9 protein-coding genes are annotated in these 14,562 nt (G+C 58.4%); 8 read left to right on the top strand and 1 reads right to left on the bottom strand.

The window, feature by feature from the left end; translation table 11 throughout:
• Window positions 1-72 precede the first annotated feature (72 nt).
• The 3 genes from LCU97_RS06585 to LCU97_RS06595 all read left to right on the top strand — a co-directional run bounded on the left by LCU97_RS06585 (window position 73) and on the right by LCU97_RS06595 (window position 1,175).
• Window positions 73-441: a glyoxalase superfamily protein gene (locus LCU97_RS06585; protein WP_232775950.1), complete on the top strand. Its 369-nt coding sequence runs from the start codon at window positions 73-75 to the stop codon at window positions 439-441.
• A 72-nt stretch (window positions 442-513) separates the two neighbouring features.
• Window positions 514-759: a FitA-like ribbon-helix-helix domain-containing protein gene (locus LCU97_RS06590; RefSeq protein WP_053152049.1), complete on the top strand. Its 246-nt coding sequence runs from the start codon at window positions 514-516 to the stop codon at window positions 757-759.
• On the top strand, window positions 756-1,175 hold the full coding sequence (locus LCU97_RS06595; protein ID WP_053152051.1) for a type II toxin-antitoxin system VapC family toxin: 420 nt from the start codon (window positions 756-758) through the stop codon (window positions 1,173-1,175). Before LCU97_RS06590 ends, LCU97_RS06595 begins: the two co-directional genes overlap by 4 nt.
• A 53-nt stretch (window positions 1,176-1,228) precedes the next feature.
• On the opposite strand, the gene LCU97_RS26975 is transcribed toward LCU97_RS06595, so the two are convergent.
• Window positions 1,229-3,148 (bottom strand): HAMP domain-containing methyl-accepting chemotaxis protein, encoded by a 1,920-nt coding sequence (locus LCU97_RS26975; protein ID WP_232775951.1) that lies wholly within the window; start codon window positions 3,146-3,148, stop codon window positions 1,229-1,231.
• A gap of 469 nt (window positions 3,149-3,617) precedes the next feature.
• Here LCU97_RS26975 and LCU97_RS06605 point away from each other — a divergent pair, with 469 nt between their 5' ends.
• The 5 genes from LCU97_RS06605 to LCU97_RS06625 all read left to right on the top strand — a co-directional run bounded on the left by LCU97_RS06605 (window position 3,618) and on the right by LCU97_RS06625 (window position 14,396).
• Entirely contained in the window at window positions 3,618-5,327 is a 1,710-nt protein-coding gene (locus tag LCU97_RS06605; protein WP_408636357.1) for a ShlB/FhaC/HecB family hemolysin secretion/activation protein, read from the top strand.
• 37 nt (window positions 5,328-5,364) lie between these two features.
• Window positions 5,365-12,744, top strand: a complete 7,380-nt coding sequence (locus LCU97_RS06610) for a two-partner secretion domain-containing protein (RefSeq protein WP_232775953.1) — start codon at window positions 5,365-5,367, stop codon at window positions 12,742-12,744.
• Between the two features lie 3 nt (window positions 12,745-12,747).
• Window positions 12,748-13,104, top strand: a complete 357-nt coding sequence (locus LCU97_RS06615; protein WP_232775954.1) for an immunity 8 family protein — start codon at window positions 12,748-12,750, stop codon at window positions 13,102-13,104.
• A 332-nt stretch (window positions 13,105-13,436) separates the two neighbouring features.
• The gene (locus tag LCU97_RS06620; RefSeq protein WP_232775955.1) at window positions 13,437-13,760 is read left to right on the top strand and encodes a hypothetical protein; all 324 of its coding nucleotides are present in this window, start codon (window positions 13,437-13,439) and stop codon (window positions 13,758-13,760) included.
• Between the two features lie 192 nt (window positions 13,761-13,952).
• Window positions 13,953-14,396 (top strand): hypothetical protein, encoded by a 444-nt coding sequence (locus LCU97_RS06625; RefSeq protein WP_232775956.1) that lies wholly within the window; start codon window positions 13,953-13,955, stop codon window positions 14,394-14,396.
• The last annotated feature ends 166 nt before the right edge of the window (window positions 14,397-14,562 follow it).

Here is a 14,562-nt window from a genome sequence, read left to right on the forward strand (position 1 = left end):
GAAGCCGGAGCCAAGGCCGAAGCACTGGGGTCAACCCACCTAGACTGGGCCTATTCAGCCAGGGAGCACCCCATGAGCTTTGGTAAAACCACCCCGATCCTGCGGATCTTCGATGAAGCCAAGGCACTGGCGTTCTATGTCGACTTCCTGGGCTTTACCGTCGATTGGCAACACCGCTTCGGGGACGACTTCCCGCTGTACCTGCAAGTCTCCCGCGGCGAATGCGTGCTCCACCTGAGCGAGCACCACGGCGATTGCACACCGGGCTCGGCGCTGCGCATCGAAACCGACGAACTGGAAGCCTTCCAGGCGCAACTGCTCACCCGCCAATACCCCTTCGCCCGCCCGCAGATCCAGGCAATGCCGTGGGGCAGCCAGGACATGACGGTGATTGATCCCTTTGGGAATCGGTTGGTGTTTACCAATGGGATTTGTGTGTAAAGAGAGCTGGACAAGCTAACCGGTCATGCCTTAGCTTGAAATCAATGATTTCATTGATTGCGAGAGGCAAATATGGCCAGCATCACTATTCGTAACCTTGATGACCAAGTCAAAGAGCAGCTACGCATTGCTGCGGCTCACAATGGACGCTCCATGGAGGAGGAGGCGCGCCTGATTTTAGGACGTGCTTTAGCGCCAATAAGCCCAGCGGGTGGGCTGGGAAGCCGTATCCGAAACAGGTTCGGTAAGTTGGGGGGCGTCGAGTTGGAGCTGCCTTCGCGTGGCGAAAAAGCCCGTGCGGTGGATCTGTCTGAATGATAGTGCTCGATACGAATGTTATCTCGGAGTTCATGCGTGCGGAGCCGGATGGGAATGTGCTCGCCTGGATCGATTCGCAGCCTGCGATAGATCTGGTAATCAGCGCTATCACTGTGGCGGAGATTCTGCATGGCATTGCTCGATTGCCTTTCGGCAAGCGTAAGCAGAAGCTTGAATCTCACGCGATGGCAATGTTCGAAGAAGATTTTGCCGACAGAATTCTGCCTTTCGACGCCCATGCCGCAGTTGAATACGCAGCCATTGTTGCATTATGTGAGGCTAAGGGGAGGGCAGCGGGTATGGCAGATGCGCAAATTGCCGCCATTTGCCGAGTTCATGGAGCTCCCATTGCGACACGTAATACCAAGGACTTTGAGTTTCCAGGAATTGAAATAATCAATCCCTGGAAACCATGAGACGCGAGTTCGGGTAAAGCGCCTCTCCCTCGGGAAATGGGCGCTTGTCATGATCAAACCCGGAAATGACTCACCATCATCTGCAACTGATTCCCCAACCGGGCCAGTTCAACACTGGAGGCGGCGGTTTCCTCGCTGGCGGCGGCGGTCTGTTCGGAGACGTCGCGCACGTTGATGATGCTGCGGCTGATTTCCTCGGCCACGGCGCTTTGCTGTTCGGCGGCTGCGGCGATCTGCTGGTTCATGGACTGGATGTTCGACACCGTGCGGGTGATGTTCTCCAGCGATGCGCCAGCCTTGCGGGTCAAGGCCACGCTGCTGTCGGTGAGGCTGCGGCTGTTGTTCATCACGGCGGCCACTTGCTGGGTGCCGTTTTGCAGGCCGGCCACCAGGCCTTCGATTTCCTCGGTGGATTTCTGCGTGCGCTGGGCCAGGCCACGGACCTCATCGGCAACGACCGCAAAGCCCCGACCGGCTTCACCGGCGCGTGCCGCTTCGATCGCAGCGTTGAGGGCCAGCAGGTTGGTCTGTTCGGCCACCGACTTGATCACATCCATGACGCTGCCGATCTTGTCGCTTTCCTGTTGCAGCATGGTCATGGCGTCGGTGGAACGTACCACTTCGCTGGCCAGGCGTTCGATCTGGGCGATGGCCTCGTTGACCACCTGATCGCCGGCACGCGCTTCGCCGTCGGCGGCAGCGGCTGCCTGGGAAGCTTCTTCGGCGTTGCGCGCCACTTCCTGCACCGTTGCAGTCATTTCGTGCATCGCGGTCGCCACCTGATCGGTCTCGACTTTCTGGCTGTTGACCCCGGCGCTGGTCTGCTCGGTAACGGCGGACAGCTCTTCGGCAGCGCTGGCGATTTGGGTCACGCCATCGCGGATACCGCCGATGAGGTCGCGCAATGTCACGCCCATGCGGGCGATGCCTTGTTGCAGCACGCCCAGCTCATCGCGACGGGTCACGATGATGTTGTGCGACAGGTCGCCATTGGCGATGCGCTCGACCACGGTCAGGGTTTCGCTCAGCGGGCGGGTAATCTGCCGAGTGATGATCACGGCGGCAATGATGCCTACCAGCAAGGCGAGCAACGTGCTGAACAGCTGCAGGGTGCGGGCCTGGGCGCTTTCGGCGTCGCGGCGGTCGAGTTGGATCTGGTACAGCTGCTCGCTCAGGCTGACGATGGTCGTGCCCTGGTCAGTCATTTCCTTGCGCGCTTGCACCACATCGGCCGTGGCCAGCTTGAAGGCTTGCAAGGCGCTGCGATATTGGGTCAGGGCGTTTTCCAACTGACGCAATTCATCCGAGTGGGTGCTGGTGAAATGCTCGTTCAGCGGCTTGAGCGAAGCGATGGCGGCGTCCAGTTGGGCGACGGCCTTGCGTTCGGTGTCGGCGTTGCTGTTGGCGGTGTAGCCGCGCACTTCGTAGCGGGCCAGCATGAATTCCTGCTTGGCCTGGGTGATGGCCTGGAACTGTTCGAAGCGCTGGTCGCTCAGCGGCATTTGTTTCACGTCGCTGTAGATCGTCTCGATCAGTTTGTAGGCGATCTCGGCGTTCGCTGCCATGGCATCGCGAGCCGTATTGCCGGTGCGGTAGGCACCGCGCATCTTGTTCAGGGAAACCTGATAGGCACTGATGACCGCGTTCTGCTCTTTGAGCAGCCTGACGTTTTCCGGGCTCTTGAAGCTGCTGAGCAGGGCGTTCTGTTGCGCCACGAAAGCGTCCAGGGTGGTCTGTACGTTCTGTGCGGCGGTCTCGTCGCCGTTGGTCAGCATGTATTGCAGGCGTGTGACGCGAAGTTTGGTCAGGCCTGCGTTGAGCTGGGTAATGTCGCTCATCCAGTTGCTGCGTTGGATCAACCCACCCAGGCTGGTCCAACTGGTCAGGGCCAGGACGCAGGTCAGGATCAGCACAAGGCCGAAGCCCAGGCCCAGTTTCATGTTGACGCTAATGTTGCCAAACCAGCTATTCATCAAATTCCTCCAGGAACGTTGTGCTGCTTGATCGTCGGTTGGCTGGAAGATTGTTGTTGTTAAGCCAGCAAAAAAAGTGAACAGGGCTGTATCGGCTGCTGGCCCGGGATCTGAAAAATTTTTTTGGCGTCGGCATTTCGCCGCTCGTCCCGGTGTGACGACGGAGGCAGGCGAAGAGCGGAAATCCAGACAAAAAAAAGCCCGCGGGAGAGCGGGCTAAAACCTTAGTTTCTTGAATGAGCGAGAGGACTTTACCGAATCACGCGCAGGCGTGGGGTGAAGAATAGTTCATGAGCCGGCGCATCCTGCCGCAGCCCTCTGGTTCAGGCCTTCTCGGTTGTTTTCGATGCGTCTTGTGAGATGTGTCTTCTTTTTTCGCATGTACTCCTCTCTTCTTTGAACCGAAAGCGATTAGCACGGTCTGGTATGCGCGCCAGATTGCTATCACTTCTGTTTCGAGGGATCGAACATGTCCGTATTCGCCTTAAGGACGAGGCTCGTCTTTGCGTCGCTGTGTTTTCTAGCGATGCACACTGCCGTCGCCGCCACACTGTCCCCCGGTGACACGGACCTGATCCGCGAGCGCCAGAATCGTTTGCTCGAAGAACAGCGCCGCCGTCTTGAGGAACTCAAGGACCTGCCCGGCCAAGAGGCGACGCCGACCCAGCCGACGGCCCCTGTCGATACCCGTTGCTTCCCCATCAAGACCATCGAGCTCAAGGGCGCCGACAGTCTTTCGGCCCGTGAGCGCGAGCAGCTGCTCAAGCCCTACATCGGCCAATGCCTGGGCGTGCCGCAGCTCAATGAATTGCTCAAAGCCATCACCGACCACTACATCGAAAAGGGCCTGGTCACCAGTCGTGCGTACCTGCCGCAACAGGACCTGTCGGGCGGCCATCTGCAAGTGCTGGTGGTCGAGGGACGGCTGGAAGGCTTGAAGGGTGCCGAGAACAGCCAGTTGTCGGACCGCGAATTGGCGATGGCCTTTCCCGGTAAGACCGGCGACCTGCTCAACCTGCGAGAGATCGAGCAGATGGTCGATCAACTCAATCGCTTGCCATCGAACCAGGCGCAAATGGAGCTGACCCCCGGCCAGAAGGTCGGCGGCAGTGAGGTGCGGGTTCAGAACACCCGGCAAAAACCCTGGCGCGTCGGCCTGTCGCGGCATAACGACGGGCAAAAAGACACTGGCGAGCAGCAATGGGGCGCCTCCTTCGATTGGGACGGCCCCTTGGGCCTGGCCGATCAACTGGCCTTGCGTGGAGGCCATGATGCACTCAGCGATCATCAGAAAACCTCGCGCAACGCGATGCTCTATTACAACCTGCCTTTTGGCTGGTGGAACGTCAGCTACACCTACATCCAGAGCGAGTACCGCTCGCTGGGTCAGGCCAACGGCTTCAACTTCAAGCAAAACGGTGACAACCAGAGCCATCAGGTGCGTCTGGAACGGGTGATTCATCGCGACGCTTTCAGCAAGACCTCCCTCAATACGGGCCTGGCCTACCTGCGCACCAACAACTTCATCGAAGACAGCAAGCTTCGCGAGAGCAGCAATCGCCTCAGCGAGGCGCAGTTCGGTATCAACCATGGCCGGCGGGTCGGCAATGCCTTCGTCAACCTTGACCTGGGCATGCAGCAAGGCATCGGCGCCTTCGACGCCCAGGGCGATCATGAACCGCGTCCAGGGGTGCCGGATGCGCGCTATCGCAAATACACCGCGACCCTGAGTTATCTGCAACCGTTCCAGCTGTGGGGAGAGTCCTTCAGCTTCAGCAGCCTGATGACCGGCCAGCGCAGCGAAGACGCGCTGTTCAGCCCACAACGCATGAGCCTGGGCGGGCAGTCGTCCATCCGAGGCTACAAGGACCAGACCCTGTCCGGCGACAGCGGCGGCTACTGGCGCAACGACCTGCGCTGGAGCCGGCCGATCACGTTGCAATGGCTGCGCCCGGTGTTCGCCGAGTACGGCGCCAGTCTGGGTTACGACCAGGGTGTCATCACCGGGACCCGCTACAACGGCGACGAGCATGGGCGGATGTCGAGCAACTCGCTCGAACTGTTCGCCCGCGGCGAGCACCTGAGCGCCAGCGTGACCTTTGCCCATTCCCTGGAACGCCCGGATGCCCTGACCGAGCGTGAGGCGCCGATCTACTTCCGCGTAGAAGCCCTTTTCTGATTCGCCTCTATAAATTCTGCTGCAACGAGACCTGATCATGGACGACCGCCAACACGCCTTCCTGGCCCGCCAGCCTTCCGCTGGCCTGCAAAACCGTAACCTGTTCTGGGGCATGCCCAAGCGCGGCCTGGCATTCCTGTTGGCCAACGTCATGTTCTGGCAACCGCTGTGGGCCCAGGCCGATGGCATCGTGGTCAGCAAGCCGGGTACCAGCGTCGGCCAGGCGGGCAATGGCGTGCCTATCGTCAACATCGCCAAGCCCAACGGCAACGGTCTGTCCCACAACCAGTTCAAGGACTACAACGTCGGCACCAACGGCGTGATCCTCAACAACGCCACCAACCCCGCCCAATCCACCCAACTGGGCGGGATCATCCTCGGCAACCCGAACCTCAAGGGGACGGCCGCCCGGATCATCCTCAACGAAGTCAACGGCGGCAATCCCAGCCAACTGCGCGGCTATACCGAAGTGGCGGGGCAGTCGGCCCACGTCATCGTCGCCAACCCCTACGGCATTACCTGTAACGGTTGTGGCTTCATCAACACGCCCAAGGCGACCCTCACTACCGGCAAGCCAATCATCGAAAATGGCCAAGTGGGTCGTTATCAGGTCGATCAGGGTAGCGTCGCCATCGAAGGCGCGGGTCTCAACGCCAACAATATCGACAGCTTCGAGATCATCACTCGCAGCGCCAAAATCAACGCCGAGATCCAGGCGAAAAACCTGACCATCGTCGCCGGGCGCAACGACGTCAACGCCAACACCCTCAACGCCACCGCCCGCGCCGACGACGGCAGCGCCAAACCGCAACTGGCTATCGACTCCTCGGCCCTGGGCGGCATGTACGCAGGCGCCATCAAGTTGGTAGGGACCGAGGCCGGGGTTGGCGTGAAGCTGGACGGCAAGCTGATCGCCAGCGGTGGGGATATTCAGCTCGATGCCAATGGGCATTTGAGCCTGGCGCAGACCACGGCAGCGGGCGCCGTCGAGATCAACGCCAAGAGCCTGGACGCTCAGGACACCATCTATGCGGGCCGCCATGTCCAGGCAACCACCCAGGGCGACATCAACAACCGACGCGCCATTGCCGCGCGTGACAGCGTCACGCTGACGACCGACGGCCAGCTCAACAATCTGGGTGTCATCGAAGCCGGGGTCAATGCGGACAACACCCGCAACCAGATGGGTGACGTCGTTCTCACGGCGGCCAGCATCGACAACCGTGGGCAAAGCGTGGTCGCCAGTCGTGACTTGAAAGCCACGACCACGCAGACCCTCGACAACCGCGGCGGCACGCTCTCTGCGGGAAGAACCCTGACCGTCAACGGCAAAAGCATCGACAACCGCGCCGGCACCCTGGTCAGCCAGGGCCAACTGAAAGGGACAGCGACCGGAACGCTCGATAACCGTGGCAAAGGCATCATCGCCAGCGACGGCGAACAGACCCTGATCGCCGGGGCGCTAAAGAACAGTGAAGGTGTCATCAGTGGCAAGAGCACGCTGAAGATCGACGCGAAAAAACTCGATAACAGCCGCGGCAAAATGGCCTCCGACGCCGGGCTGACCCTTGAAGGCAACGAGGTTGAAAACAGCGGCGGACAGGTCACCAGCCAGGGAGACCTCGTCGCCACGCTGAAAAACTTCAACCAGCAGAACGGCACGTTGATCAGTCAGGGAAAACTCACCCTGACCGCCGACAGCATCAGCAACACGAACGACGGTTATATCGCCTCGGTCAAGGCCATGAGCCTGACGGCCAACCAGCAATTGCTCAACACCGGCAAGGCGATCATCAGCACCGAACAGGGGCTGACGATCCGCGGTGGTAGTGTCGATAACAACAACGGCAGCCTGCTCAGCCAGGGTGACTTGAAGATCGATGTCTCCGGCGACTTCGTCAACCGGGACGGCAGCGCCATCACCCAGGCCGGGAACGTGGACGTCGAGGCACTCAATCTCGATAACCGTGGCGGCGTGCTGGCCAGTGTCGAGGGCTGGTTGAAAGCCACGCTCGACAAGGTGTTGGACAATGGCGAATCGCCCAGCGGAGGCGGCGATGCCGGATTGATCCAGGCACAGTCTGTCGAGCTCAATGCAAAGCAGACGCTGCTCAACAATGGCGGGCAAGTGGCGGCTCTGTCCGGGACCGCTGACGTCACCACCCTCACACTCGAAAACCGCAACGGTGACCTGCTTGCCAAGCAGGCACTCACGGTACGGGCCCGTGACCTGGACAACAGCGATGGACGAGCGGCGGGAGACACCATTGATTTCGGCCTGACCGGTGCACTGATCAACCAGCACGGCCTGGTGGAGGGGGCCCATGGCCTGCTGATCGGCGCTACGTCGATTGATAACCAGGGCGGCAAGCTGCGTTCGGTCGGCCCCCAGGGTTCCGCGACTCTGACGGTTACTCAATTGCTGAACAACCAGCGCGGCACCATCGAGGCCGCCACCCAGGATCTGTCCTTGCAGATGGCGGCATTCCAGAACGCTGGCGGCAATGTCCGTCATGTGGGCGCCGGCACTTTGGACGTGGACATCGCCACGTTCAGTAACGTCGGCGGCAGCCTGACGACCTCAGGCACCCTGACCGTCGACGCGGCGCGTTGGGACAACAGTTCGGATATCCAGGCCGATGTGCTGGACCTTAAGGTCGGTCAGCTCAACCAATCCGACAGCGGTAGCTTGCTCGCCGTCAAAAGCCTGCTCGCCACGGGCGGCACCTGGAACAACGCGGGCATCATCAGCAGCGACGGTGATTTGGATCTACGACTGAGCGGGGCCTATGTCGGTACCGGAAACAGTCAGGCCAGTGGCTTCGGTCGGTTTGACCTGAGCGCGGCCAGCGTCGATCTGTCCAGCGGCTCGCGCCTGGCCGGAGGCGGCGACACCCGCATCACCAGCCTGGGGGCGGTGAACAATGGCGGACGAATCACCGGGGGCGGCAAGTTCTCCCTGGCCGCGACCCGCCTGACCAACACCGGCACGCTCGGAGGTGCCGAAGCTGTCGAGTTGAGCGCCAACGAGGCGCGCAACGATCGCGGCTTGATCTTCAGCGGCGCGGACATGGCGCTGCGCTTCAACACCTTCACCAACTCCTTTGGCGACGTCTACAGCCTTGGAGCACTGAACGTCGCGGCGCGAGATGGCGTCGCTCGCAGTGAGTTGCTCGAGAACATCTCCGGCACCCTGGAATCGGCAAAGGACATGTCGCTGCGCAGCAACGTCCTGATCAATCGCAAGGACGTCTTCACCACCACCGATGAGCTGGTGTCGGGCTCCATCAGCGTCACGTGTTATGACTGTGGTGGCGATCACCACAACGTCGATTATGTCGCCACTGAAACCTATAAGAGCGTAGTGGTTCAGGATTCGGCCAGCGCCACGCTGATGAGTGGCGGCAAGCTGACCATTGACGGCTCCTCGGTCTCCAACAACCACAGCGTGATGGCCTCGGGTGCCGACCTGCTGATCAAGGCGGATAACTTTGCCAACGTCGGCGCTGCCGCCGGCACCAGCGTCAGGACGCGTACCTGGAACACCGGCAGGGTGACCGACGGAACCGACGAGCGTTTCCGGGCGAGATACATCTTCCCGTATAACGCCCAAGCCAACCCGAAGGAAGTCCCTGTCGATGCACTCAACAGGTTCCGTCAGGTAGGTGATATCACCACCGTGACACCAGGTGCGCCGATGGCGCCGGCGGTCGTTCAATCGGCGGGCAACATCGACATCCAGGCCACCCAGAAACTGGAAAACAGCAGTCTCGTGCAGTTCCAGGCACCATCGGCGGGGGCGGCCAGAACAGCGGCGACGGACGTCGCCACCTCCACGCAGCCTGCGGTGGTGGTGCTCAATCCGCAGTTACCGCCGGACCTCGCGCAGCAACAGGTCAACCCGACCAGCATGCCTGGGTTCTCCCTGCCGACGGGCGATAACGGCCTGTTCCGTGTCGTTGATAGCGGCGCTGCGGCGCAAAACGGCCATGACCAGAGCCGTGCGACCGTCCAGGGATCGGATGCGAGCCGGGACATCGTCGGTCCCAAATACTTGATCGAAACCAATCCTGCGCTCACCGACCTCAAGCGGTTCATGAGTTCGGATTACCTGCTGCGCAACCTGGGTTATGACCCCGACACCAGCTGGAAACGCCTGGGCGATGGCCTGTACGAGCAACGCCTGATTCAACAAGCGGTGCTTGCCCGCACCGGCCAGCGCTTCATCGCCGGGCAGACCAGCGACGAAGGCATGTTCAAGTACCTGATGAACAATGCCATCGCCAGCAAGGATCAGTTGAACCTGGCCGTTGGCGTGACCCTCACCTCACAACAAGTCGCCGCACTGACCCATGACATCGTCTGGATGGAAGACCAGGTGGTCAGGGGTGAGCACGTGCTGGTGCCGGTGCTTTACCTGGCCCAGGCCAATAACCGGCTGACGGCGGACGGCGCGCTGATCCAGGGCAAGAACCTCACGCTGATCGCAGGCACCGACCTGAAGAACCTCGGCACGCTGCGGGCCAGTGAAAACCTCTCGGCAGCGGCCGGGAACAACCTGGTCAACACGCGCCTGGCCGAAGCCGGCGAGCGCCTCAAGCTGGTCGCCGGCAAAGACCTCGTCAACATCCAGGGCGGCATTCTCAAGGGCAAGGACGTCGAGCTGTCGACGTTGAGCGGGGATATTCGCAACGACCGCACCATCACCACTGTTGAGAACAGCGGCACGGGCTTCAGTTCGAAAACCTCGGTCGTCGACAATGCCGCGCGCATCGAGGCCGGCAACAACCTCACCGTGCGGGCAGCGGGGGATTTGCTCAACGTGGGCGGCGCGATGACGGCGGGCAACGACATCGAACTGAGCGCCGGAAAAGACATCGTCATCTCCGCGGCTCGCGAAGAAAGCGGTTCGATGCGCAAGGACAGGCGCCACTTCTGGGAACAGCGCCAGACCGTCCAGCATGCCAGCGAAATCAAGGCCGGCGGCGACCTGAATGCCGAAGCGGGCAACAACTTGACCGTCGTCGCCAGCCATCTGGAAGCCAAGGGCGATATCAACCTCATCGGTAACGACGTATCCCTGATCGCCGCCGCGAACGAGACCTCCAGCGAATACCGTTACAAGCGCAGTGGCAAGAAGATCAACAAGGAAGAAGACCATGTCCAGCAGCAGGCGACCACCCTCAATGCGGGTGGGGATGTAGCGATTGCTGCGCGCAACAACCTGTCGGTGGTGGCGAGCAGGATTACGGCGGGTGGCGAGGCGTACCTGGTTGCGGCCAAGCAGATAAGTCTGCTGGCTGAGCAGAACCGGGATTATTCGCTGTATGACATGAAGAAGAAGGGGAGCTGGGGCAGTAACGCCGCAAGGCGGGATGAGGTGACGCAGATCACTCATATCGGCAGCGAGATCAAGGCCGGGAGCAACCTGAAATTGATCAGCGGTGGGGATCAGACCTACCAAGTGGCGAAGCTGCAAAGTGGCAATGATCTGACCCTCGACAGTGGTGGGCGGATCATCTTCGAGGGGGTCAAGGACTACCACGACGAAAGCCACACCAAGAGCAAAGGTGACCTGGCCTGGTACAAGATGAAAGGCGAGGGACGCACCGACGAAACCTTGCGCCAGAGTGAGCTCGTCGCCCAAGGGCAGTTGGTCATCAAGGCCGTTGACGGCCTGCGTATCGACGTCAAGCAAGTCGATAAACAGAGTGTCAGCCAGACCATCGACGCGATGGTGAAGGCTGAACCGGGCCTGGCCTGGATGAAACAGGCCGAGGCGCGGGGCGACATTGACTGGCGCCAGGTGAAGGAAATCCACGACAGCTTCAAATACCAGAACTCGGGCTTGGGCGCGGGCGCCAAGATTGCCATTGCGATCCTGATGTCGTTCATCATGGGGCCTGCCGGCTTCGGGCTTTCGGGCGGCAACCTGGCTGTCGCGGCCAGCCTGAGCACCACGGCAGTCACCAGCACCATCGATAACAAAGGCAACCTGGGTCTTGCGCTGAAGGAAACCGCCAGTGCTGACAGTCTGAAGAACGCCGCCATTGCCGGGTTCACCGCTGGTGCACTCAGATACGCAGACGAGAACTGGTTTACCAGTGCCGACAGTGCCAGCACTACCACTCAAGGCGTCGAGCCGTCGACCGGCTCAGCGGGTTCGGCAGGCTCGGCATCGAGCGCCAATAACTCCTCCAAGGACATCTTCCGCTGGAGTAACGCGACTGACACGGCCATCCGCACGACGGGGCGAGCGGTAATCTCCAGCGGCATTTCCACCGCGATTGGCGGTGGCAGCTTTGGCAGCAACTTCAATGCTGCCCTGCTGGGAGAAGCCGGCAATGTGGCGATGGCGACCGGATTCAACTGGGTGGGCGATACCATCAAGTTCCCGGATGGCGGCCCTGAGAAAATTGTTGCCCACGCGATCATGGGTGGCCTGTTGGCTGAACTGACGGGCAGCGACTTCAAGACCGGCGCGGTAGCCGCCGGTTTGAATGAAGCGCTGATTCCCGGCATGGCCAAAGTGGCGGATAAAAACGAACACCTGCAGCTGATGTTGTCGCAACTGACGGGCCTATTGGCTGCGGCCGCGGTCAACGGCGATTTGGATACCGGTTCGAAGATTGCCGAGAAAGCGACCACGTTCAACTACCTGTTCCATGCGGAACTGGTGGAGAGAGAGCAGAAGCTCAACACCTGCACAACGCCAGCTGATTGCCAATCCATCCGGGATTTTTACAACAACCTCGACACAGCCCGGAACCGAGAGTTTGGGCAGTACTGCCAGCAGAATCCGGCGGCTTGTTTGCAAGTGACCAAGCAACTGGCGGATGAGATTCCGGCCAATGAAAAATTGCTGCATGACGGTAGACGCGCCGGGCTCGATCGCTCGGCAGCACTATGGGAAATCACGCGGAGTAACGAGCGGGCCATCAACACCGGCATTATCGAGAATACACGCACCGAAAATGGCGATGGTGCTGCATTACTGGCCGAGCTTGCGTCGAATGGATTGAGTCCGGATCGGGGGTTGTTCGCGTCGACGGCTGGGGGGAAGGGTGGTACAACCGGGGTTAAGGTTGGGGTTGTAGGAACTGACGGTACAAAAGGCACGGGCGATTGGGCAAAATTGAGTGGCCAACTCACTGAGGCCACGAAAGGGAAAGGAAATTTTGGCATTGGCTCTGGTACAAGAGAACAAGCAGATGTTATGGGAAAAGCTTGGGTTGGTAATGGGTATAAAGTAGCCAGTGATGGAAAAACATTAATTAGTCAGGATGGCTTGAGGCAGTATAGGCCGCCCACCTACAAACCAAATCGGCAGGAAACTCAGGCTAATTTTGAGCAAAGGTTTCCGGGCCAAGAGACTAAGAGATGGCAGTCAAATGCTCATTTGGACATCACGGACTAAACTATGAACGCAGAATTAAAGCGGGTTCATAGCCCCGATATTTATGATCTTAAAAATTATCATCCCGAATGTTCGGATTGCTTTTGCTTCCTCCTCCAGGCAATGATTGGTCCGGCGGGTGAGGACGGTGAGGAGTCATTTGATATCGAGGTTTGCACCCCGAAGTGGATTGAAAAAAACCTTAGAGATGATGAGGTTCTTATAGGGTTGCATTACCTTATCGTTCGTGAGTTTAACTATCAAAAGATTGTTCTCGCTATTGAGAATTTTTTGGTCGGTTGCTCGGGGGAGAGCTGGAGCGAAGTTTCAAAAAAAGTATCTAGATTAGGCTTTTGGGAGTTTGAAGGTTACGTGGATTAAAAGCTGTGATTAGGGTAGGCCGCTCCCTTGGATATTGCGCACCTGTTTGGGGAAAATTGGGAAATGGGGCAGATTTATTTGTTGGTGCTCGCTAAATAAATCTGCCCATTTTTCCTTTAATCAAGGTGGTGTATGTACTCTTTACCGACTGAATTTGACTTTTCGCTGCTATCTGAAAAGGGGACAGATTTATTTGTCGTGCTGGTAATTAAATCTGTCCCCTTTTTTACAGTCCCCTTTTTTACATGTCCCCTTTTTTACACCGTTTTACACCACGAATATCGAATGTGGTCCTGGCTATGGCCCCAAAGGGAGGGAGGCGAGGATAAACAATGATTAATGTTCTGGAATTGAACGAGTTACTCGTTGCTAACAACTGCTTGCATGCCATTAGCATTCAGCTGAATGAAGATGGGATGGGCTATGATTTGTCTTTATCGATTTCGGCCTCTGAAAAAGCAGCGGCTGATGTCATACATATCATGTTTACTAATATCAGCCAGTTTATGTCTCATGATTTTGGCGGCGGGTTGACTCAAATAATGCATATGATCGTGAATAAGCTGGATTCTGGTTTTGATAGGATGCGTTATCAATTGATCGATCTTGAGGATGACAAGTTGTCATTTTGCTTCTCGTCATTTTCTGTTGGTTAGAGGTCCAAGGGGGCGAGCGAGAGGAAAGGGACGGGTTAAGTTGTTCCGCTAAATCTGTCCTCTTTTTTACGTTAATTAAGATGGCGTATGTAGTCATTACCATTTGAAAAGGGGGCAGATTTATTTGTCGTGCCGTTAAATAAATCCGTCCCCTTTTTCCCCTTTTTCGCCACTAACCATGGAGGGATTTTAATGAAATACGCTGTCATCTTACGTTTTATAGCAATGACTTTGTCCTGCTTCTCGCTGACGGGATGCATTCATTACGACCATAAAAGCGCCGAAGGAAAGCCTTGGGACAAGGTCGCGACAATTCGGCAGTTCGACAAGGCGCTGTCGATAGCCAAGATCGATGACGATACGTCGCTCTATTGGTTAGCCCGCCAAACCGAGTATCGACTCGGAGCGGGAAGGCATAAAATTTCCGTTCACCGTGCGATTGGAACCGAATACTCGCAACCCGTTGAAATGACCGTTGACCTGGTCGGAGGTCACACTTATGGCCTTTATGGTACCTCTTCGATGAAGTGGTGGTATTACGAGATACGAGACATTGATACAGGGCGTTCCGCCAAGGTAATCGAGCCGGCCGTCATGTCCACGCCATCTGAATCGACCGGGCAGGAGGTTAATTGATTTTCCTATACCTTGATGCGGCCGCCCTCGGCCGGGTCAGTGCAAAACACGGCAAAGGATCGTATAAAAAGTGGGCGACGCATACAAAGCGAAACACTTTGTATAGGGACCTTTCCCATTGACTTGCAGGACATTTCCTAGAAAATCCCAACCTCTTGCGCCTGCT

Source organism: Pseudomonas uvaldensis (assembly GCF_021271205.1).
Taxonomy (GTDB): Bacteria; Pseudomonadota; Gammaproteobacteria; order Pseudomonadales; family Pseudomonadaceae; genus Aquipseudomonas; species Aquipseudomonas uvaldensis.